This is a genomic window from Pseudomonas gingeri, assembly GCF_013385425.1.
GTDB lineage: Bacteria > Pseudomonadota > Gammaproteobacteria > Pseudomonadales > Pseudomonadaceae > Aquipseudomonas > Aquipseudomonas gingeri_D.
Genome location: NZ_JACAQA010000025.1, coordinates 45,632 through 65,798, shown reverse-complemented (window position 1 = coordinate 65,798; position 20,167 = coordinate 45,632). Strand labels below are relative to the sequence as shown.

19 protein-coding genes are annotated in these 20,167 nt (G+C 64.2%); 1 reads left to right on the top strand and 18 read right to left on the bottom strand.

The window, feature by feature from the left end; translation table 11 throughout:
• Positions 1-3 precede the first annotated feature (3 nt).
• The 13 genes from HX830_RS25165 to pdxR form a co-directional block, all read right to left on the bottom strand.
• On the bottom strand, positions 4-1,032 hold the full coding sequence (locus tag HX830_RS25165) for a trans-3-hydroxy-L-proline dehydratase (protein ID WP_177103283.1): 1,029 nt from the start codon (positions 1,030-1,032) through the stop codon (positions 4-6).
• 159 nt (positions 1,033-1,191) lie between these two features.
• Positions 1,192-1,914 carry an amino acid ABC transporter ATP-binding protein gene (locus HX830_RS25160; RefSeq protein ID WP_152742023.1) on the bottom strand — a complete coding sequence of 241 codons (723 nt, stop codon included), beginning with the start codon at positions 1,912-1,914 and terminating at the stop codon, positions 1,192-1,194.
• Positions 1,907-2,557 carry an amino acid ABC transporter permease gene (locus tag HX830_RS25155; protein ID WP_103499548.1) on the bottom strand — a complete coding sequence of 217 codons (651 nt, stop codon included), beginning with the start codon at positions 2,555-2,557 and terminating at the stop codon, positions 1,907-1,909. The genes HX830_RS25160 and HX830_RS25155 overlap by 8 nt, the downstream gene beginning before the upstream one ends.
• A gap of 10 nt (positions 2,558-2,567) precedes the next feature.
• Entirely contained in the window at positions 2,568-3,233 is a 666-nt protein-coding gene (locus HX830_RS25150) for an amino acid ABC transporter permease (RefSeq protein ID WP_100941684.1), read from the bottom strand.
• On the bottom strand, positions 3,226-5,007 hold the full coding sequence (gene lhpI, locus HX830_RS25145; protein ID WP_177103281.1) for a cis-3-hydroxy-L-proline dehydratase: 1,782 nt from the start codon (positions 5,005-5,007) through the stop codon (positions 3,226-3,228). Before lhpI ends, HX830_RS25150 begins: the two co-directional genes overlap by 8 nt.
• A gap of 10 nt (positions 5,008-5,017) precedes the next feature.
• Entirely contained in the window at positions 5,018-5,836 is an 819-nt protein-coding gene (locus HX830_RS25140) for an ABC transporter substrate-binding protein (protein WP_152742021.1), read from the bottom strand.
• 376 nt (positions 5,837-6,212) lie between these two features.
• Entirely contained in the window at positions 6,213-6,962 is a 750-nt protein-coding gene (locus HX830_RS25135) for an AraC family transcriptional regulator (RefSeq protein WP_103499587.1), read from the bottom strand.
• A 74-nt stretch (positions 6,963-7,036) separates the two neighbouring features.
• Positions 7,037-8,293: an NAD(P)/FAD-dependent oxidoreductase gene (locus HX830_RS25130; RefSeq protein WP_177103279.1), complete on the bottom strand. Its 1,257-nt coding sequence runs from the start codon at positions 8,291-8,293 to the stop codon at positions 7,037-7,039.
• Positions 8,290-8,526 (bottom strand): (2Fe-2S)-binding protein, encoded by a 237-nt coding sequence (locus HX830_RS25125; protein WP_103499553.1) that lies wholly within the window; start codon positions 8,524-8,526, stop codon positions 8,290-8,292. Before HX830_RS25125 ends, HX830_RS25130 begins: the two co-directional genes overlap by 4 nt.
• On the bottom strand, positions 8,519-9,634 hold the full coding sequence (locus HX830_RS25120) for an NAD(P)/FAD-dependent oxidoreductase (protein WP_177103277.1): 1,116 nt from the start codon (positions 9,632-9,634) through the stop codon (positions 8,519-8,521). Before HX830_RS25120 ends, HX830_RS25125 begins: the two co-directional genes overlap by 8 nt.
• Positions 9,631-10,563, bottom strand: a complete 933-nt coding sequence (locus HX830_RS25115) for a 4-hydroxyproline epimerase (RefSeq protein ID WP_177103275.1) — start codon at positions 10,561-10,563, stop codon at positions 9,631-9,633. The genes HX830_RS25120 and HX830_RS25115 overlap by 4 nt, the downstream gene beginning before the upstream one ends.
• Before the next feature lie 114 nt (positions 10,564-10,677).
• Complete coding sequence (locus tag HX830_RS25110) at positions 10,678-11,349, bottom strand: FCD domain-containing protein (protein ID WP_177103273.1); 672 nt, start codon at positions 11,347-11,349, stop codon at positions 10,678-10,680.
• Between the two features lie 98 nt (positions 11,350-11,447).
• Complete coding sequence (gene pdxR, locus HX830_RS25105) at positions 11,448-12,935, bottom strand: MocR-like pyridoxine biosynthesis transcription factor PdxR (protein ID WP_177103271.1); 1,488 nt, start codon at positions 12,933-12,935, stop codon at positions 11,448-11,450.
• Positions 12,936-13,013: 78 nt separating this feature from the next.
• Between pdxR and HX830_RS25100 the strand changes: the two genes are divergently transcribed.
• Entirely contained in the window at positions 13,014-14,684 is a 1,671-nt protein-coding gene (locus HX830_RS25100; protein ID WP_177103269.1) for a M24 family metallopeptidase, read from the top strand.
• Positions 14,685-14,724: 40 nt separating this feature from the next.
• Here the strand turns inward: HX830_RS25100 and HX830_RS25095 are convergent, their stop codons facing one another.
• The 5 genes from HX830_RS25095 to HX830_RS25075 all read right to left on the bottom strand — a co-directional run bounded on the left by HX830_RS25095 (position 14,725) and on the right by HX830_RS25075 (position 20,094).
• On the bottom strand, positions 14,725-15,360 hold the full coding sequence (locus tag HX830_RS25095) for a LysE family translocator (RefSeq protein WP_100941674.1): 636 nt from the start codon (positions 15,358-15,360) through the stop codon (positions 14,725-14,727).
• Positions 15,361-15,532: 172 nt separating this feature from the next.
• Positions 15,533-16,375, bottom strand: a complete 843-nt coding sequence (locus HX830_RS25090) for an ABC transporter ATP-binding protein (RefSeq protein ID WP_177103267.1) — start codon at positions 16,373-16,375, stop codon at positions 15,533-15,535.
• Positions 16,363-17,166, bottom strand: a complete 804-nt coding sequence (locus tag HX830_RS25085; RefSeq protein ID WP_100941672.1) for an ABC transporter permease — start codon at positions 17,164-17,166, stop codon at positions 16,363-16,365. The genes HX830_RS25090 and HX830_RS25085 overlap by 13 nt, the downstream gene beginning before the upstream one ends.
• Before the next feature lie 8 nt (positions 17,167-17,174).
• On the bottom strand, positions 17,175-18,161 hold the full coding sequence (locus HX830_RS25080) for an ABC transporter substrate-binding protein (RefSeq protein ID WP_103499576.1): 987 nt from the start codon (positions 18,159-18,161) through the stop codon (positions 17,175-17,177).
• 298 nt (positions 18,162-18,459) lie between these two features.
• Complete coding sequence (locus tag HX830_RS25075; protein ID WP_177103265.1) at positions 18,460-20,094, bottom strand: GMC family oxidoreductase; 1,635 nt, start codon at positions 20,092-20,094, stop codon at positions 18,460-18,462.
• Between the last annotated feature and the right edge of the window lie 73 nt (positions 20,095-20,167).

The window sequence follows — 20,167 nt, the reverse complement described above, 5'->3', positions numbered from 1 at the left end:
CGCTCAGGCGCCGGGCCAGGTGTCCGACAACCGGTAGCCTTGTGGCCAGGGATCGGCGGGGTCGAGCAGCAACTGGTGGGTGCCGGTGATCCAGGCCCGCCCGGATAGGCACGGGTAGATCGCTGCGCGCCCGGCCAGTTCGGTCAGGGAATCGATGCGGCAGTGGAACTCCGAACCGATGATCGAACGCCCGATAAAACGCTCGCCGACCTGCAGCAGGCCCTTGGCCTGCAACACCGCCATGCGCGCCGAGCACCCGGTGCCACAGGGCGAGCGGTCGATCTTGCCGGGGCGGATCACCACGGCGTTGGCCCCGGTGGCGACGCCGTTCTCGTAGACCACCGGCGCGGCGATCTGGCAGAAGGAGATATGCGACCAGTCCGGGTTCAGCGGATGGACGAAGCCCAACTGCTCGTTGGCGGCGCGGGTGATCTTCAGGCCGGTCTCGACCATGTCCCTGGCTTCATCGGGACGGATGGCAAACCCCAGGCGCTGGGCATCGACAATGGCGAAGCTGTCGCCGCCATAGGCGGTGTCGACCTGGATCGAACCCAGGCCCTCGACTTCGATCCAGGCGTCGAGGCGGTCGGCGAACGACGGCACGTTCTTGATTTCCACCCGCTGGACCTTGCCGTCCCTGCACTCGGCCACGGCTTCGATCAGTCCCCCTGGCGCTTCAAGCACCAGTCGGGTCTGGGGTTCGGTCATCGGCAGGATGCCGCTGTCGAGCAGCACGGTGGCCACGCACAACGAGTTGGACCCGGACATCGGCGGGGTATCGGCCGGCTCCATGATGATCCAGGCCATCTGCGCCCGCGGGTCCTTGGCCGGCACCAGCAGGTTGACGTGGCGAAACACCCCGCCACGGGGTTCGTTGAGGACGAAGTTGCGCAGGGTTTCATCCCGGGCGATCCAGCGCGACTGTTCCCACACGGTGGCCCCGGGCGGCGGGGCGACGCCGCCGACAATCACATCGCCGACTTCACCTTCGGCGTGGCAGCTGACCACGTGAACGATTTTTGAAGAACGCATTGCAAACTCCTCCTGTGACTGTTCGCGGACCTTGTAGGAGCCAGCTTGCTGGCGATGGTCGTCAACGATAACGCGTGGCATCAGACTGATCGCGGTGTGGCGACATTCATCGCCAGCAAGCTGGCTCCTACAGGAGCGTGTTTTATTCAGGGATCATGTTTATTTCACGGACTTGAGGAACGCCGCCGTTTCCGGCTGCACGGGATTGCCGATGACCTGGTCGGGCGCGCCGATCTCGTGCACCAGGCCGTTGCGAAAGAACGCCACGCGATCGGACACGTCGCGGGCAAAGCGGATTTCATGGGTCACCAGGACCATGGTCATGCCGTCTTCGGCGAGCATGCGCATGGTGTCCAGCACTTCACCCACCAACTGCGGATCAAGGGCCGAGGTGGCTTCGTCGAACAGCATGTAGTCCGGCGACATGGCCAGGGCCCGGGCAATCGCCATGCGCTGTTGCTGGCCGCCGGAGAGCTTGCCGGGAAAGGTCTTGAGCTTGTCGCTCAGGCCCACGTGGGTCAGTTGCCGGACCGCCAGCTCCTCGGCCTCCTGCTTGCTTTTACCGAGCACCTTGCGCGGCGCCAGCATCACGTTTTCCAGCACGGTGAGGTGCGGGAAGGCGTTCCACTGCTGGAACACAATGCCGATCTTCTGCCGCAGGCGGTTGAGGTCGGTGGCCTTGTCATGGACCTCGATGCCGTCGACGCGCACGCTGCCCTTGTGAATCGATTCCAGGCCGTTGATGCACATCAGCAGGGTCGACTTGCCGGAGCCGGAGCCGCCGATGATCGACACCACCTCGCCCTTGTTCACCGTCAGGCTGACGCCCTTGACCACTTCCAGGTCGCCGAAGGATTTGTGTACGTTGTCGATCTCAATCATTTTCTTGCCACCTTCTTTCCAGACGAGCGCCGAGGCGAGCGACCACCAGGCTCATGACGTAGTAGATAAGGCCCGCGATGCACAGCACCAGCAGCGGTTCCTGGATGCGCGTGACGATGGTTTGCGAGGCGCGCAGCAGTTCGACGATGCCGATCCACATCACCAGCGCGGTGTCTTTCATCACCCCGAGCACCAGGTTCAGCCAGCCGGGGAAGGCCACCCGCGTGGCCATCGGCAGGACGATCCAGCGCAGGTCCTGCAGAAAGCTCAGACCCAGGGAGCGACTGGCCCGGCGCAGGGTCAGGGGCACCGAGAGCACGCCACCGCGGACGATCTCGGTGAAGTACGCGGCGGTGTAGACCCCGAGCACGATGCAGCCGACGCTGAAGGCGCTGATATTCAGGCCGACGATGCTTTTCAGCGAATTGAACAGGACGAACTGGATCAGCAATGGCACGCTGCGAAACGCGTCCAGCACCCAGGCCAGGGGCAGGCTGGCGCGGGGCAACAGCGCCCGCAACAAGCCGAACAGCAGCCCGGCGGCGGAGCCCAGGAGGATCGCCCAGAAGGTCAGTTGCAGGGTGACCCAGGCGCCGTTGAGCAGGAACAGCAGGTCATTCCAGGAAAAACTGGTGGAAAACATGGTCACCTCCTCAGTAGCGGAACAGTCGCCAGGCCATCAGCCGGGCTGCCGCGACGATCGCCTTGGCAATCAGGTAATACAGCACCGCTGCAATGGCGAAGAACTCGAAGGTGCGGAAGGTCTTGACGTTGTACTCCTGGGTCACCCCGGTAAGGTCATTGTTCAGGCCGACCACCACCCCCAGGGAGGTCATCAGCACCGCCCAGACCATCTGATTGCTCAGCGGATAGAAGACGATGCGCAGCAACTGCGGGACGATGATCATCCGGTAGGCCTGGAAGGCGCTCATGCCCAGTGACCGTGCGGCGCGCACTTGGGTATCGGGCACCGCCTTGAGGCCGCCGCGAAAGTTTTCCGCGAGATAACCGGCGTTGTTGAAGGTGATCCCGGCCAGCAGGGCGAACCATGAACTGACATGCAGATCCAGCGAGCCGAGGCCGAAGTAGAGGATGTAGATCTGGAACAGCGACGGGGTGTTGCGGGCAATCGATACCCAGCCGTTACCGATGCCACGCAGCAACGGATTCCTGGTTTCGCGCATCACCGTCAGGGCCAGGGCGATCAGCACGCCGAAGATCATCGACAAGGCGGCGGTCTCGAAGGTGACCAGGGCGCCGTTGAGCATATCCGGCAAGGCGCGCAGGGCCGCGCGCCATTGGAAGGTGTAATCAAACATGCGCGGGAGTCTCCTGTGGGACGGCCGGTGCCAGCCAGGCCGGCAAGCGCCCGCTGGCGTTGGCGGTGCAGGCGGCGTCGACGCATTCGGCCAGGCTGGCGAAGTGCACCTTGCGCCCCACCAGGCCAGGGGCGTAGTGGGCGTACTTGCCCGAGTTGGTCATCAAGGTGGTGGCGGCCGGCGGAATCACCGGTTCGCCGAGCATGCACCAGCAGGTGTCGGTGACCAGGGTCGCGCCGAAGGCTTCGATCGCTGCGATATGCCCGGCGGCGCGGGCCTGTTCCAGTACCGCGCGCCCGCAAGTGATGGCGAGGACCACGTCGGGGTGCTTGTGCCGACCCCGGCACAGACGGGCCAGATGGGCAAATTCGCTGAGGGAAAAATGCGGGTTGCCCAGGGACACCACCTCCACCCGTGGGTCACGGGCACTGTTGAGTTCACGCCAGCTCAGCAGCAGGTCTGGCAGACGGATTTTTTCCACCGGCAGCACAACACCCGGTTCCAGCACCTGGGTCGGATCGAGCGCTTCCGGGGTCACCCCGGCGATATGAAACAGCGGCGCCGCGGACGTGGTGGCGAAGGCCGCGCCGAAGGCTTTCAGGTCGTCGAGGCTTGGTTGGCGCTGTTCCAACCCGAGCACCAGGGGAATCCGGCTGCCGGACAGGGCACCGATGTGATAACCGAGCAGCGGATAGAACGAGTCGTCCAACTCACCCAGGGCGGGCAGTTCGATTTGCAGCCGGGCCTTGCGCTGGGCGTCCAGATGGCAGCCGATCAACGGCGCGCGACCGGTCAGGGCAATGCAGATATCCAGGTAGTCCGGGTACTTCTGGGTACGGGCGCCGAGCACGCTGTTGGCGTAGACCACGGCGTTGGATTCGGCCCAGACGATCTGTTCGCCGGCCTTCGGCGCGCTGTCGAGCAAGTAGGGCGCACAGGTGAAGCTGAGCTGCGCGCCCATCGCCATATAGGCATCGCCCAGGGCACTGGCGGGTACACCGAGAGCCGGGGCGACGCCCAATTCGCGCCAGCGGCGCTGGTCCACGGAAATGGAATTGAGGGTGGTCGGGACGCGAACGCGCGCGCCCCATTGCACCAGTTGTTCGGCAAAGCGCAGGCTCGCCGGGCCCGTATAGATGCAGCCGTCGATATGCGCCTGGGTCACGTCCAGCAAGGCGGGTGCGCCTTGCAGTTCGGCCATTTGCAGGATGATTTGCATGGCTACCTGGGCGGCCTTGCCATACTGGCCGTCCAGCAGGGCGAGGTCGTGTTCGCTGAGGGCGACGCGGTTTGCCGCAGGTTGTGCCTGCACCGGTGTGGTCGGTGCCTGCCAGTGATCGGCGGGTGTCTCGTCGAAGAGCGTCAGGCGGCTGCCTTCTACCCGGGCAAAGGCCCGGCCGCGCAAGGCGGCGAAGGCCTCCCGGCCGATGCACAGCACCGGCAGGGAACGCTCGAAAATCACCTGGGCCACCAGCACGCCGAGAGTCAGGATTTCATCCGGTTCGGCCAATACCAGCGCTGCCGGCGCATGACCGTTGCTGATCAACTCCATCATGACGCTGCTGCCGGTACAGGAGCCGCGACCGCTGGGTAGCGCCAGCACGCGGCCGGCCAGGTGTTCGCCACTCAAGGGGTGATGGCGATCGATCACCTCGCCACTGAACGGATCGACTCCGCCCCAGAAACTCAGGCCGACGTCGGCGAACAGCAAGGGGCCTTGGGCGGCTCCTTCGACCAGGCTGCGTCCTGGCAGGGAAGTGGGCGTGCTGGGCATTCAGCTTTCCTCAGTAGTAGACGTGGGGCACGGTCAGGTCGGTCGGCGGAATCTCGGTCCCGACCCATTTGACGAACAGCTCCTTGTAACGTCCGGTACGCACCTGTTGGTTGATAAACAGGTTGAGGTAGTTGATCAGGCCGTACTCGTTGCGCTTGGCCCCCAGCGAGACGTAGTCGATCACGTACGGCGCGTTGCCGGCGACTTTCAGGTTCTTGTATTTGCCTGATTTGAGCGTAGCGGCTGCCACGGTGTTGGTGACCACGGTGGCGTCGATATGGCCCTGGGCGACGGCGAGGATGGTGTCGTTCTGCGATTGGTAGGCGCGGAAGCTGCCGGTGCCCCAGCTCTTCTGGTCTTTTTCCAGGGCGAGGGCTTCAAAGGTGCCGCTGGTGTTGCCGACCGGTTTGCCCTTGAGGTCTTCGTATTTGCTGATGCCGGTGTCGGTGCGGGTCAGGACCACCATCTGGAAGGCGAAGTAGGGCAGGGACAGGCCAACGGTCTTGGCCCGTTCGAGGGTGTCGGAGGTGGAGGCGACGATCACGTCGGCACGGCCCGAGACCAGTGCCGGGATCCGATCCGGGAACGGTGTCTCGACGATCTCGGCATCGACCCCGAGGACTTTTGCCAGGTCATTGCAGTAGTCGACGTCGAAACCCACCGGTTTGTTGCTCTCATCGCGGGAACCCATCGGCGGGAAATCCAGGGTCACGGCGCAACGCAGCTTGCCCGAACCGATGATGTCGTCGAGCTTGTCGGCCTGGGCCGTGGCGATAAAGGACGAACTGAGAACCACACTGAGCGCTGCGGCAAAAACGGGATTTTTCATGGAGACCTCGTTATCGGTGAGTGGTGTTGGCTGTCGTATTAGGAATTTCGTATACGATATTAGATTAGCAATGACTGTGCCTGTTTCAACGTCAGAACATGAATTCTTTGTCGGTCCTCGGCTTAGAGGGGTTGTCAGGGAGCTGGGGGCCAGGTGCTCGCCGATAGAGGGGGAGAGGGTGTTACAGAAGGGAGCATGTTTTCGCGGCAACGCCCTTTAAAGGAACACCGCCTCCAGCCAGCGCCGACTCAATGTCATTGTGGGAGCGGAGCTTGCCCGCGAAGCTTTTGGCGGCCTCAAGGGCCTCTTCGCGGGCAAGCTCCGCTCCCACAGTGAAACCACACAACAGTGTTGTGTGGTTTCAAGGGGGGGAGGCTCAGCGACGACTGTCGCGGTATTGGCTGGGCGCCAGGCTGGTCAGGGCGCGGAACTGGCGGCTGAAGGCGCTGTGGTCGGTGTAACCGCAGCGCAGGGCGATCTCGGTGATCGGCAAGTCGGTGTCCAGTAACAGTCGCGAGGACTCTTCCAGGCGCGCCTTGTGAATCATCTGCCGTGGGGTGAGTTGGAACACCCGCTTGCAGTGACGCTCCAGTTGCGCCACCGAGAACCCGGCAATCGCCGTCAGTTCGGCCAGGCTGATGGGCCGGGCGAAGTGGCTGCGGATATGGGCATCCACGGCGGCGAGCTTGGGGAAGGCCGGGTGGCTGGACTGCGGCAGTTGCAAATCCCGGGAGATCCCGGCGAGGCCGACGATATGACCTTGGGTATCCAGTAGCGCGAGTTTATGGGTCAGGCACCAGATCGGCTGGTTGCCGTAATAGAGGTGCAGTTCGAGTTGATCGGCCAGCTCGCGACCGCTCGACAGCACCCGGCGATCCTGGGCGGTGTAGAGCGGGCCGAAGCGTTCCGGGAAGACCATGTCGGCAGTGCGCCCGAGCAGCTCGGCGCTCTCCTTGAAGCCGCAGCGCCGGGCCAGGGTCTGGTTGACGAAGGCGTAGCGGGCCTCGCTGTCCTTGATGAAAAACACCACGTCCGACAGGGTATCGAGCAGCGGCGCAATCGGCTGCAAGCTGCTCAACAGGGTCGGCAGATCGCAGGGTTTGAAGTGGCTGAGCGAGGCATACATGGTGCTGGAAGCCTGGGGGCGATCGTCTGGATCATAGAGGCTCGGCGCCGGGCCCGGAAGCCCCGGGCCGGCATTCAGGCCGGCGGCGCGTCGTCCAGGCATAGCAAGGTCTCGATCCGCGCCGGGCTGAAGGGCGGGCGCGGTGCCGAAGGTTGCCAGCCGAACAGGTGCTGCACCGCACCGCCGCAGACCCGGCCCTGGCAGGCGCCCATGCCGCAGCGAGTGGCCAGTTTGGCCTCGCGCCAGTCGGCGTGTGTTGCCAGTGCGGAGTAGGGTACATCTTCGCAGCGGCACACCAGGGTGTCGGCCTGGGCCAGTGATTTGAGTGTCGGCTTGAGGCGGAAAGTCTGGTTCAAGATTTTGGCAAACCCCTGCCAGCGTGTCCGCAACGGCCACAACGCCTGGGCCTGCGGACGTTCACCGACCGCCGCATGCCCGGCAATCGCACCTTCGACCAGGGACAGCTCACTGCCCCCGAAACCGGTGCATTCGCCCGCCGCGTAATGATCGGCGCGGCTGCCGGCCTGCCAGGTATCGACCGCCAGGGCCTGGCCATCGAGTGCGTAGCCCAGGGCTTGGCCGAGCTGGGTATTGGGGATCAGGCCGAAACCGCAGGCCAGACGATCACAGGCCAGCTCGACGATTTTGCCCTGCTGTTGCAGGCGCACGCCTTCCAGGCGATCTGTGCCCAGGGCGGCGAGTACATGGCTGTCGGTTCGATAGTGGTGGTCGAACAGGCTGAACGATTGCAGCAGTTTGTCCGGCCAGCGCGGCAGTTGCGCGGCGAAACCGGCGACGGCGCGGGTGCTCGCCTGTTCGGCGATACGCAGCACCCGGGCACCGTTGTGTCGGGCCGTCGCGGCGCTGGCCAGCAGCAAGGGGCCGCTGCCGGCGATCACCAGGCGCTCTTCCCGCACCGGCAATCCGCCCTTGATCAACGCCTGGAGCCCGCCCACACCGGTGACGCCGGGCAGGGTCCAGCCGGGGAAGGGCAGCAGCAATTCGCGCGCGCCGGTACACAGGATCAGTTTGTCGTAGACAATCACCCAGCCGCGTTCATCGTCTTCGACCAGCAGCTGTTTCGGACCGGCGCAGGCAATCACCCGGGTGCTGGCATGGCGTTGGATATTGCTGTGGTTCTCCAGTTGCTCGCGCAGACGGTGGGCCTGCTTCGGCAACGTGGCCTGAGGTCCGTCGCGCCAGATCTGCCCGCCGGGCAGCGGGTTGTCGTCGAGGATGACGATGCGTGCAGCGCTGGGCGCCGCGGCGAGGGCGGCGGCCATACCGGCGGGACCTGCACCGATAATCAGCAGATCGGCGTATTCGCTCATGCTTGAGTCTCCACGCGCATGCCGTCACGGCACAGCGTCTGGCAGGCCAGACGACGGCGTCCATCGATGTTCACCCGGCATTCCTGGCAAATGCCCATGCCGCACAGGGGCGCGCGGCGTTGGCCGCTGACCGATGTGCGGCTGCAACCGTCGCCGCCGAGCGCCAAGGCGGCGGCGACGCTGGTCCCTTCGGCAACCTTCAGAACGTGGCCGTCCAGCAGTAATTCAGGCATAAACCGGCTCCCCGAGAAAACGTTGCGGCAGATAAGGCAGTGCGGCCAGCGGCGGCGTTTCATCGAACAATTGCGCCACCAGCAGGTCGGCGGTGCCGGGTGCCGTTGTCACCCCCAGGCCTTCGTGCCCGACGGCCAGCCACAAGCCCTGGCGTTGCGGGTGCTGGCCCACCAGCGGCAAACCGTCGGGGCTGGCGGCGCGAAAGCCGGTCCAGGCGCGGATGCCATTGAGTTGCGCCAGCCCGGGCATGTATTCGATGGCGCGCTTGAGCATTTTCGCGAGCATCCAGCCTTCGACCTGCGGGTCGGTGGTACCGAATTGCCGTGAGGCGCCGATAAACAATTGCCCGGTCGGACGCGGCTGGATATTGCACGCCGCCGAAGGGCCGCTGGCATTGTGGGCGCTGGTGACGTAGCCGAGTTCCACCAGGGTATGGGTGACTTTTCCGGGGTAACGGTCGGTGATCAGCAAGTGGCCCTTTTTCGGCACGATCGGCAATTCCGGGCACAGTTCGCTGGCCTGGACGCCGTTGGCCAGGATTACCGCATCGGCCTGCAGCCAGTGACCGTCGTCGAGGCGCACACGGTTGCCGTCGACTTCACTGACCCGCGCCCGACGCTGGCGGATATGGGCGCTTGCGAGCATCCAATGGGCCGTCGCCGGGGCATAGAGAATGCCGTCGCCATTGATCAGCAGCCCGCCTTCCAGGCCTTCGCGCAATTCGGGTTCGCACTGGCGCAAGGCGTTGCCGCCGATCAACTCGCAGGCCACGCCCTGGGCCTGCAAGTTCAGGTATTTAGCCTGGGCGACGGCCATTTCTTCGGCATTGGCCGCCAGCCACAGGGTGCCGTTGCTGCGGTAGGCGCAACGGTCGGGTAGCGTCGGGGCCGTTTCGCGCCAGCGTTGCAGGGAGTATTGGCTGAGGGCCAGTTCGGCCGGGTTGTCGTCGAGCACCAGCAAATGCCCCATGCCCGCCGCAGTCGCCCCGGGCAGGCCGGCGTCCAGCACCAGGACCTGCAAGCCACGCCGGGCCAGCGCTTGGGCACAGGCGGCACCGATGATACCGGCGCCGATCACGATCACATCGGCTACCCGGCCCTCGTTCACGGGCGAATGCCCCAGGCGAAGGGGTCGTCCTGTTCGAGGATCAGGCTGGCCTCGGCGCTGATAAAGGCGCGGCCACGAATGGTCGGCACAATGCGCTCGCCCTGATGCTCGTAGGAACCCTCGAACTCGCTGCCGATCACACTGGCCTGACGCCAGATCTGCCCCGGTTGCAACTTGTCGTCGGCCGCCAGGCACGCCAGTTTGGCGCTGGTGCCCGTGCCGCAAGGGGAGCGGTCGTAAGCCTTGCCGGGACAGAGGACAAAGTTGCGACTGTCGGCGTGGGCGTCATCGGCGAACAGCTCGATATGATCGATCAGCCCGCCATCTTCACCGCGAATACCCTGGGCCTCCAGGGCTTGCTGGACGGCGAAGGTATAGGCGGTCAGGGCCTCGAGATTATCGCCGGCGATATCCAGGCCATGCTCGGCAATCAGGAAGAACCAGTTGCCGCCCCAGGCGATATCGCCAACCACCTCCCCGATACCCGACACCTCCAGCGCCAGGGCTTTCTGGTAACGATAGGCCGGGACGTTGCGCACGCTCACCGAATGGTCGTCGTGCAAGGTCGCCTGCACCGTGCCCACCGGTGTCTCGATGCTGTGGGTGCCGGGGCCGATTCTGCCCAGGTGCGCCAGGGAGGCCACCAGGCCGATGGTGCCGTGGCCGCACATGCCGAGGTAACCGGTGTTGTTGAAGAAAATCACCCCGGCACAGGCGCTCGGGTCCACCGGCTCACAGAGCAGGGCGCCGACCAGCACATCACTGCCCCGTGGTTCGAGGACGCAGGCCGCGCGCCACTGATCGTGCTGTTCGGCCAGCCGCTGCCGGCGCACGGCCATGCTGCCGTTGCCCAGGTCAGGAAAACCGGCGATCACCAGGCGGGTGGGTTCGCCGCCGGTGTGGGAGTCGATCACGCTGATGCGTTTCATGGGAGGGCCACGTCCGTTCCGATAAGTGACGGACAGAGTGGCCTGGAGAGGGGCGCGGCGGCTTGAGGGTTTTAGCCTGTGCCGATGACGAAATCAGCACAGTACGCGATACCGTCAATGGCTGTGGGGCAGATGCTCGAACAGGGTCTTGCAGACGCCGGCGATATGCTCGTCAAGCAGCGTCACCGCGCGATCCACATCGCCTGCGCGGCAGGCCGCGAGAATTTCCCGGTGTTCGTGGTCGGCGCGTTCCTTGCCGGCGGAAAGGCTCATCTGCATGCGCAGGTAGCGTTCCAGCTTGTCGTTGACCGAGCGGATCAGGCCCACCAGAAACGGCCGTTGCGCCGGTTCGTAGAGGCAGGCGTGCAGTTCCCAGTTGAGTTCGGCCCAGCGACCGACGTCATCTTCACCGATAAATTCCTGGCAGATGCGTTCGGCACGGGCGAAGGTTTCTTCGGTCATGTTCGGAATCGCCAGGCGCAGGGCCTTGTCTTCCAGCAGCATGCGCACTTCGAACATCTGCGCCAGTTCCGCATCCGACACCCGGGTGACCATCGCCCCGCGATTGCGCTGGAACATCACCAGGCCTTCGGCCTCCAGGCGCTTGAGGGCTTCGCGCACCGGAATCTTGCTGACGTTGAACTGCCGGGCGATATCGTCCTGGCGAATCGGCTCATCCTCGGCGAAGTGCCCGGCGACAATGGCGTCGCGCAGATGGCGGGTGATGATTTCCGACGTCGAAGGCGAGTTGCCGAGGTCGGGAGCGTTGAGTTTTGGTAGGGCCACGGTTCTGATCGTTCGCAATGAGTTGTGCAGATGGTATACGAAATCTTCTGGCTGTTCCTTGGCGATGGTGCGGACGGTCAAGCCAGTGGGCACGGCATCTAGCCGGCGATGGCTTGGGCCGCCTGCGCCAAACGCCGCGTGGCCTCGCGGATTTCATCGCGATCCAGTGAGGCAAAACCCAGGCGTAATGCATTCTCCGGTTGATCCGTGGGCGCGAACTGGCGGCTGTTACGCACCACCAGGTCGAACTCCAGGGCTTTCTCCACCAGTTGGCCGACGTTTATCTTGTCCGTGAAACGCACCCACAGTGCCAGGCCGCCTTCGGGCTCCTGCACCGAAATGCGCTCGCCAAAGCCCTCCACCAGGCAACGGTGGAGGATTGCCCGACGCTGGCGGTATTCCTTCGAGACTCGGCGCAGGTGCTTTTTCAGTTCACCGTCATTGATCAGGTCCGCCAGCATCTGCTGCGACACCGCGTCACCGTGGCCCAGGGTCAGCGCGGCGTTGCGGTTAAGCACCTCGATCACATTGCCGGGCGCGACCACATAGCTGCAGCGGAAGGTCGAGCCCAGCGACTTGGACAGCGAGCCGATATAAATCACATGGCGCTGAGCGCTGTCGCTGGCCAGGGGCAGGTAGGGGCGACCGTCAAAGTGATACTCGTAGTCGTAGTCTTCCTCGATCACGCAGAAATCATGCTGCCTGGCCAAGGCCAGCAGTTGTTGTCGACGCCCGGCATGCAGGCTGACGGTGGTGGGGAATTGGTGATGGGGCGTGAGATAGATCATCCGCACCTTGTGCAGCCGGCACAGCGCGTCGATCTGATCGACCCGGCAGCCTTCGCTGTCCAGGTCCACGGTCACCAGGCGCGCGCCCAGTTTACGGAAGATCTCCCACGCCGGCGGATAGCTCAGGCGCTCCACCAGCACCACGTCACCGGGCTCCAGCAGCGCGCTGGCGGTCAGGTACAGCGACATCTGCACGCCCTGGGTCAGGCAGATATGCTCGGCCTCGACGGCCAGGCCGCGATTGTTGCGCAGCATCTCGGCCAGCGCCCGGCGCAGCGCATGACTGGTCCCGTCGCTGCCGTGACGCACGGTATTGGACACGAAGCTCTTGCGCAGCGCGTTGCGGTAATAGCGATGCAGGACGGCTTGCGGCAGCAAACGGTGGTCACAGGCGCCGTTGTCGAAGAACAGCGCGCCGGGATGCTGTTGCAGTGCCGTCGCCGGCTGGCCCGGGGTGAAATACGGCACGGCGGGTTGTGCCCGTAGTTCCAGCGCGAAGGCGGGCGGGGCGCTGCGGGGCGTGGCCGTGGGGGCCAGTTGCGCGTTGACGAAGGTGCCCCGGCGCGGTTCGCTGACCAGCCAGCCCTTGGTCATGGCTTCCTCGTAGGCCAGGATCACGGTCTTGCGGTTGACGTCGAGCAAGCGCGCCATTTCCCGCGTCCCGGGCAGCAAGGTCCCGGGCGTGAGGCGTCCGTCGACAATCGCGGTCACCAGGCCTTCGACAATCTTGCGGTAGGACGCTTGAGTCTCGCCTCCCTCCAGGTTGAGCAAGGGGCGCCATTTACGCATCTGGACCATCTGAACTATCCAAAACTGGAGGTTTTAATGGTCCTAGTCTAACGCAACAATTGGCGCACATTCACCCCCGAGGTCCTTATGAACGCACGCCATGTCATTGAGTTGTCGCCCTCGGGCAAAACCTTCGAAGCCGGTGACGAGTTGTTGCTCGACGCCATGCTCGCCAGTGGCCTGTCGGTGCCGTTCTCCTGTCGTCGCGGGGCCTGTGGTTCGTGCAAGGTCAAGGTCGTGGCCGGGCAGTACCGCGACAAGCTCCTGGCTGCGGACGCTCCGGCACCTTCCTATCCGCTGGCCGCCGATGAAATGTTGTTGTGCCAGAGCCACGCCTGCGCCGATATGCGCCTGGAAATCCCCGGCTGGTCGCTGGACACGCCCAAGCTGGAAATCCCCGTACGGGTCCTGGGCAAGCGTGCACTGAGCTCCGATATCACCGAGCTGGTGCTGATGCCGGAAACCCTGGAAGCGGTTGAGGTTCGCGCCGGCCAGTACGTCCGGTTTCGTCTCGACGATGGCGACAGTCGGTGTTTCTCCATTGCCAATCTCCCAGCGCAGGATTGCGGCCAACTGGTCTTTCATATCCGCCGGGTCCCTGGCGGCGTTTTTTCCGAGCAGATCCTGGCGACGCTGGACGTCGGTCAGACGCTGAAGCTGGAAGGCCCTTTGGGTGCCTGCACCTGGCAGCACGAGGACGCTCGGCCCGTGGTGTTGTTTGCCACGGGGACCGGCTACGCCGGGATCAAGCCGCTGCTGCTGACCGCGCTGGCCCGGGGCACCGAGGTGACGTTGTACTGGGGCGGCTCGCAGCCCGGGGACTTTTACGACCGCGAGTTCCTGGACCAGGCGCGCATCGAGTATCCCGGGTTTGTCTGGTACCCGGTGCTGTCGTCAGAGGCCCGGGTGCAGCAGGTTGCTTTTGAGCGGGCGCATCCTTGGGCGGATGCCCAGGTCTATGCCTGCGGTAACAGCGCGATGATCCGCGATGTCCGCGAGCACTGCCTCGCGGCGGGCGTGCCGGCTCACCGTTTTGTCGCGGAGGCCTTTGTGCCCAGCGGCGTGTCGCTGCCCGGGTCGGCGCCCAAGCCGCTGGATCCGGTCTGGGAAAAAGTCGGTCCGCGTTATTCCCTGGATGGCATGCTGGCCGCCCGCGAGCAATCGGTCCGCGCCCTGGCCTTGATCGCCAGCCAACTGCGGGTCGGGATGACCACCGCCGAGGCCCTTGAGATGGCCAATCAGCAGTTGCAGGCCATGGGCGCGTCCCACACCTGGCATCCGACCTATATCCGTTTTGGCGACGATACCGTGCGCACGCCACGCCAGGGCATCGATCCGCAGCGCAAGCTACGCGCGACCGATATCGCCGTGGTCGATCTCGGCCCGGTGTGGGACGGTTATGAAGGCGATTACGGCGACACCTTCGTCTTCGGCGAACATCCGCTGCACCAGGACTGCGTCAAGGCATTGCATGAAGTGTTCGACGAAACCCGCGAGGCTTGGCACCAGGGGCTGACCGGCCGCGAGCTCTATGATTTCGCCGAACGCAGCGCGGACTCAAAGGGCTGGCGACTGGAGCGAAACCTGGCCGGGCACCGCATCGCCGACTTCCCCCACGCCTTGTTCGGGCAGGAGAAGCTGGCTGAACTGGAGATCGTGCCGAGTGAGATGGTCTGGGTCCTGGAAATCCAGCTCTGCCATCCCACCGAAGCGGTGGGGGCGTTCTTCGAGGATATCCTGATCGGTCAGGGGGGCTGATGGCTGTCGCCCTTTTGCGTTCAAGCGCAAACAGCCGGCTTTAGCGCCGCCCCTCGACGGCCATGCGCACGGCCAAGCCTGTGAGCACCGTGCTCATCAGCCAGCGTTGCACGATCTGCCACACTGGCCTGTTGGCGAGAAATGCCGCGATGGAACCCGCCATCACAGCGATCAGCGCGTTGACGCTGACGCTGATGACGATCTGGGTAAAACCGAGTACGAGGGATTGCGTCAGCACGCTGTCGTGGCCGACGGGGTCGATGAATTGGGGCAACAGTGACAAGTACATGACCGCGACTTTGGGATTCAACAGGTTGGTGACAAAGCCCATGGTGAACAGTTTGCGCGGGCTGTCCTTGGGCAGGTCGCGCACCTGGAACGGCGAGCGGCCGCCGGGCTTGACCGCCTGCCAGGCCAGGTAGAGCAGGTAGAGCGCGCCGCCGAGACGCAGGACGTCATAGGCGTAGGGAACCGCCAGGAGCAGGGCGGTGATGCCCAATGCGGCGCAAAACATGTAGACGACGAAACCCAAGGCCACGCCGCCCAGGGAAATCAGCCCGGCCATGCGCCCCTGGCAGATCGAGCGCGAGATGAGATAGATCATGTTCGGCCCGGGCGTCAGCACCATGCCGAGTGAGATCAGGCCGTAGGCAAGCAGGTTGGACAGTTCGGGCATGGCGTAGCTCCTCGAGGCACCTGGGTGGTGCGCAGGATAATAGAGGGGGCGATGCGAGCCTGTTAGATACAGATTGACTGACAAAACGTCATACAGCGGTCACCGTATTGATTCGGCCCAATCGGTTACGATTGGGCTTTCTCATCCTCGGGAAAAGCGCCCTGCCTGATTCTTAACCGGCCTGGTGATCTTGCGGCCCATCATGCAGCAGATGAAAGATCTCCCGCTTCATCCGGATAAACCCCGGGTCCATGACCATGTCCAGGGTTCTCGGCCGGCCTATTGGAACGTCCAGCACCTCCTTGATCCGCCCCGGCCGGGCACCCATGACGAAGATGCGGTCACCCAGCAGGATGGCTTCGTCGATATCATGGGTCACGAACAGCACGGTCTTCTTGGTGTGCTCCCAGACCTTGAGCAACAGTTGCTGCATCTGCAGGCGCGTCTGGCTGTCCAGCGCCCCAAAGGGCTCATCCATCAGCAGGATCTGCGGGTCGTTGGCCAGGGCGCGGGCTATCGCGACCCGTTGCATCATCCCCCCGGAAAGCTGCTTGGAATAGTTATCGGCAAACTTCAGCAGGCCGACTTCATTCAGGTAGTAGTCCACCGTCTCGCGGCGCTCCGCGGCAGCGATGCCACGGCGCTTGAGGCCGAACTCGATGTTCTTGCGCACCGTCAACCAGGGAAACAGGGTGTAGCTCTGGAACACCATGCCACGGTCGGCCCCCGGGCCGTCGACCAACTGGCCACCGACATAGATATCGCCCGAGGTGGGTTCGGCCAGCCCCGCCGTCAGGTAGAGCAGGCTGGACTTGCCGCAGCCCGAAGGCCCGACCAGCACGGCGAACTGCTGATCGGGGACTTCGAACGAGACCTTCTCCAGGGCGGTGAAGGTTCCGCCCGAAGGCGTCTTGTACTGCAGGCTGACGCTGTCGACACGCAGGCGCGGGGCGGCGCTGGGGGCGATGCTCATTGGCGTGACGAGCCGGGGGGATGTTGCCGTTACTGAGCCCATGCGGCCACCTTCAAGCGAAGAAGTCTGAACAATTGATCGGTGACCAGCCCCAACAGGCCGATAACAGCGATCGCCAGGAAAATCACGTCGACCTGGAAGCCGCGCATGGCCTTGAGGCTGAGGTAGCCCAGGCCGCTGGAGGCCGCCACCAGTTCGGCCACCACCAGGTAGGTCCAGGCCCAGCCCATGGTCACCCGCAGGGTGTCCAGCACCCCCGGCAGTGATGCCGGGGCGATCACATGCAGGACCGCATCCATGCGGTTGGAACCCAGGGTGTAGGAGGCGTTGACCAGGTCCTTGGACACGCCCTTGGACACGTCGGCAATCATCACCAGTTGCTGGAAAAACACCCCGAAGATAATCACCGAGACCCGTTGTTCCAGGCCGATGCCGATCCACAGGATGAACAGCGGCACGAACGAGGTGACCGGCAGGTAGCGGATAAAGTTGACCAGCGGCTCGAGGAACGCCTGCACCACCCGGAAACTGCCCATCAGCAGGCCGATGGGCACCGCCACCAGCGAGGAGATGATAAAACCGACCATCACCACTTCCACACTGGCCCAGACATGCGGCCCCAGGGTGCCGTCACGGCTCAGGCGCAGCGCCGCCTCCAGCACGGCGCCCGGGGTGGGCAGGAACATCGCCGGCACCACGCCGCCATAGGACAGCACGGCCCAGAGCCCGATCAGCAGTACCCAGGCCAGTCCGCTGGCGCTCCAGACCACCTGGACCGGCAAGCCGGTCTTGGGCGTGAGGCAGCGGTTCAACCACGAATTACGCTTGGACATGCCGCCTCCTATTTCGGGGTGATGAAGCGATTGTCGATCAGGTCGGCGTAGCTGACGTTGTAAGGCTTGCCTTGCAACTCGCTGGCGGTTTCGTTGGCCAGCTTGAGCACGCCTTCGGCGGCACCTTTGCTGCCATTGCTGCCCAGCAGGGCTTCGCTCATGGCCTGGTCATAGAAACGCACGCCCTTGGCCGCCGAGGCCAGTTCCGCCGGGTCCGCCAGGTAGCCGCCGACGCCCTTGGCCATGATCGCGTAGGCCTCCTTCGGATGTTCCTGGGTGTACTTCACCGCCTTGTACAGGCCGGCGACCAGGGCTTTGACATCTTCCGGCTGCTTGTCGACGACCTCGCAGTTCAAGGCCACCACATCGACGATCACCCCGGGGGTACTGCTGCTGTCGATCAACACCTTGCCGGTGTGTTTTTCACGCACGGTGCTCAGGTGCGGTTCCCAGGTCACGGCGGCGGGTACGCGGCCGGCGATAAAGGCGGTGGCCGCATCGTCGGCGGTCATGTTCTGGATGGTCAGGTCGCTCATCTTCATGCCGGCGTTCTTCAGCAGGTAGTTGAGCCAGAACTGCGAGACGGAGCCTTCATTGACGGCCACGGCCTTGCCCTTGAGTTCCTGCAGGCTGTTGACCTCCTTGCCCACCAGCACGCCGTCGCCGCCATGGCTTTCATCCAGCGCGGCGACAGCCTTGAAGCAGAATTGCGGGCGATACTTGAGGATTTCATCCAGGGTCGAGGCCGAGCCGGACAGCTTGCCTGAGGCCTGCGCGGCCATGTACATGGAAGCTTCCTCGATGGTCGGCAGTTCCACGGTCAGGCCCTTGTCCTTGAAGTAGCCCAGGTCCTGGGCCAGGTACAGGGTGCCGTAGCCGACCCAGGTGGTGTGGCCGATCGACAGGGTGCCGGCCTGGGCACCACCGGCAACGCCGGCTGCGATAGCGGTCAAGGCCAGTGGACGTATGCAGCGCGAGACGAAAGACTTGATCATTGTGCACTCCCGGAATGTTGGTTTTTTAGTTGGTATATCTCGGGGCAGTGGGGCAAGACGCCAAAAACTGAACAACCTGGGGTCTCTGACGGACCTTGTGCCTCTGTTGGGGCGAGATTGATATTGGCTGATGTGGCGGGCCAGGAAAATGAGTAAATATGTCGTCGCTAAAGAGGAAAAAACTGGGTAGGCCTGCTGGGGCGAAAAGCCTCTGCGGCGGGGGTTCTGGCGGGCGGGCAAGCTGAAAAACGCCGCCGCCCGGCTTCGGGTGGCAGCGTTTTTCCTTGGGGGGCTGCTATCAACCGGTCAGGCGCTCGTTGTCGCGAATGCCGGCGGTGGTCAGGGGGCCACGGAGCAGGATCAGGTCGGCGGCTTTCTCGCCGATCATGATGCACGGTGCATTGGTGTTGCCGCTGATCAGGGTCGGCATGATCGAGGCGTCGACCACTCGCAGCCCTTTCAGGCCATGGACCTTCAAGTCCGGGCCGACCACGCTCATGGGGTCGACGCCCATCTTGCAGGTGCCCACCGGGTGGAACACCGTCGAGGCGTAGTCGCGCACGTAGGTCAGCAGCTGCTCATCGGTCTGTACGGCCTCGCCGGGAAGCATCTCTTTACCGCGAATGCCATCGAACTGCGGGGCGGCGAGAATGCGCCGGGCCAGCTTCAAACCTTCGATCAGCACCTTGGCGTCGGCGGGATCGGAGAGGAAGTTGAAATCGATCACCAGCTTGCCGTTGCGGTCCAGGTGCAGCTCGCCGATGCTTTTGGGCCGTAGTACACAGGTGTGGACCGCATAACCGTGGCCCCACTCGAACAGCTGGCCTCGATGGCTGCGATAACCGGGCACGAAATGGAACTGCACATCCGGCAGCATCTCTGCGAGGGGCGTTCGGGCAAAGCCGCCGGCCTCGACATAGTTGGTGGTCAGCCAGCCTTTTTTGGCCAGCAGGTAGCGCAGCGGCGCGCTGAGAATGCTGGGCAGGGAGCCGAGGGAAAAGCCCAGGGTCAGCGGGCTTCTGGAGCGAACGGTGACCAGGCCGTCGAGATGGTCCTGCAAATTCTTGCCGACGCCGGGCAGGTCGTGCTCGACCGGGATCCCGGCGGCTTGCAGTTCCTGCGCCGGGCCGATGCCGGAGGCCAGCAGCAACTGCGGGCTGCCCAGGGCGCCCGCGCAAAGGATGACTTCACGGTTGGCGTGCAGGGTCTGCTGGCTGCCGGCCATTTCGAGCCTGACGCCCTTGGCCGTGCGCCGCTCAAGGATCAGCGAATGCACGGCGCAGTCGGTCAGCACGGTCAGGTTCGGACGATCGATCACCGGTGCGACAAAGGCCCGGTAGCTGGAGAGGCGGCGGGCATCCTTTTGCGTCAGGTTGTAGATGCCGCAGCCTTCGAGCTGCTCGCCGTTGAAGTCGTCGTTGCGGCGCAGGCCCAGGCGTTCGGCGGCCTGGACGAACAGCTTCGACAGCGGATTGGGATCGCGCGCGGCCTCGACGTTCAGCTCACCGGCGCTGCCATGCCGGTGCGGGTCCTGGCCGAGTCGGTTGTTCTCCGACTTCTTGAAGTACGGCAACACACTGTCCCAGTCCCAGCCGGGGCAGCCGGCCTGCGCCCAGCGATCATAGTCGCTGGCGTGGCCGCGAATATAGATCATGCTGTTCATCGAGCTGGAGCCGCCGAGGGCCTTGCCCCGTGGCGTGTGCAAGGTGCGGCCGGCGAGGTTCTTCTGCGGAGCGCAGAAGAAGTTCCAGCTGTACTTTTTGCTCTTGTACAGGGTGATGGTGCCGGCCGGCGTCTGGATTCGCGGGCTGTTGTCGTGGCCGCCGGCTTCGATCAGGCAGACGCTGAGGGTCGGGTCGGCACTCAAGCGGTTCGCCAGTACACAGCCGGAGGAGCCGGCACCGACGATGACATAGTCGAAGTGCGTCTTCATGCGCTTTTCCCTGCTGGTTGATGGATTGACGCGGGCGGCGGTGCCGGCCCGCGAGGTGGTGGACTACCGGGGA

Coding starts and splice junctions, on each gene's coding strand:
- HX830_RS25080 (WP_103499576.1), bottom strand. CDS start 18,161: ATGATCAAGTCTTTCGTCTCGCGCTGCATACGTCCACTGGCCTTGACC.
- HX830_RS25115 (WP_177103275.1), bottom strand. CDS start 10,563: ATGAAACGCATCAGCGTGATCGACTCCCACACCGGCGGCGAACCCACC.
- HX830_RS25095 (WP_100941674.1), bottom strand. CDS start 15,360: ATGCCCGAACTGTCCAACCTGCTTGCCTACGGCCTGATCTCACTCGGC.
- HX830_RS25100 (WP_177103269.1), top strand. CDS start 13,014: ATGAACGCACGCCATGTCATTGAGTTGTCGCCCTCGGGCAAAACCTTC.
- HX830_RS25135 (WP_103499587.1), bottom strand. CDS start 6,962: ATGTATGCCTCGCTCAGCCACTTCAAACCCTGCGATCTGCCGACCCTG.
- HX830_RS25165 (WP_177103283.1), bottom strand. CDS start 1,032: ATGCGTTCTTCAAAAATCGTTCACGTGGTCAGCTGCCACGCCGAAGGT.
- HX830_RS25155 (WP_103499548.1), bottom strand. CDS start 2,557: ATGTTTTCCACCAGTTTTTCCTGGAATGACCTGCTGTTCCTGCTCAAC.
- HX830_RS25140 (WP_152742021.1), bottom strand. CDS start 5,836: ATGAAAAATCCCGTTTTTGCCGCAGCGCTCAGTGTGGTTCTCAGTTCG.
- HX830_RS25160 (WP_152742023.1), bottom strand. CDS start 1,914: ATGATTGAGATCGACAACGTACACAAATCCTTCGGCGACCTGGAAGTG.
- HX830_RS25125 (WP_103499553.1), bottom strand. CDS start 8,526: ATGCCTGAATTACTGCTGGACGGCCACGTTCTGAAGGTTGCCGAAGGG.
- lhpI (WP_177103281.1), bottom strand. CDS start 5,007: ATGCCCAGCACGCCCACTTCCCTGCCAGGACGCAGCCTGGTCGAAGGA.
- HX830_RS25150 (WP_100941684.1), bottom strand. CDS start 3,233: ATGTTTGATTACACCTTCCAATGGCGCGCGGCCCTGCGCGCCTTGCCG.
- HX830_RS25085 (WP_100941672.1), bottom strand. CDS start 17,166: ATGTCCAAGCGTAATTCGTGGTTGAACCGCTGCCTCACGCCCAAGACC.
- HX830_RS25130 (WP_177103279.1), bottom strand. CDS start 8,293: ATGAGCGAATACGCCGATCTGCTGATTATCGGTGCAGGTCCCGCCGGT.
- HX830_RS25075 (WP_177103265.1), bottom strand. CDS start 20,094: ATGAAGACGCACTTCGACTATGTCATCGTCGGTGCCGGCTCCTCCGGC.
- pdxR (WP_177103271.1), bottom strand. CDS start 12,935: ATGGTCCAGATGCGTAAATGGCGCCCCTTGCTCAACCTGGAGGGAGGC.
- HX830_RS25090 (WP_177103267.1), bottom strand. CDS start 16,375: ATGGGCTCAGTAACGGCAACATCCCCCCGGCTCGTCACGCCAATGAGC.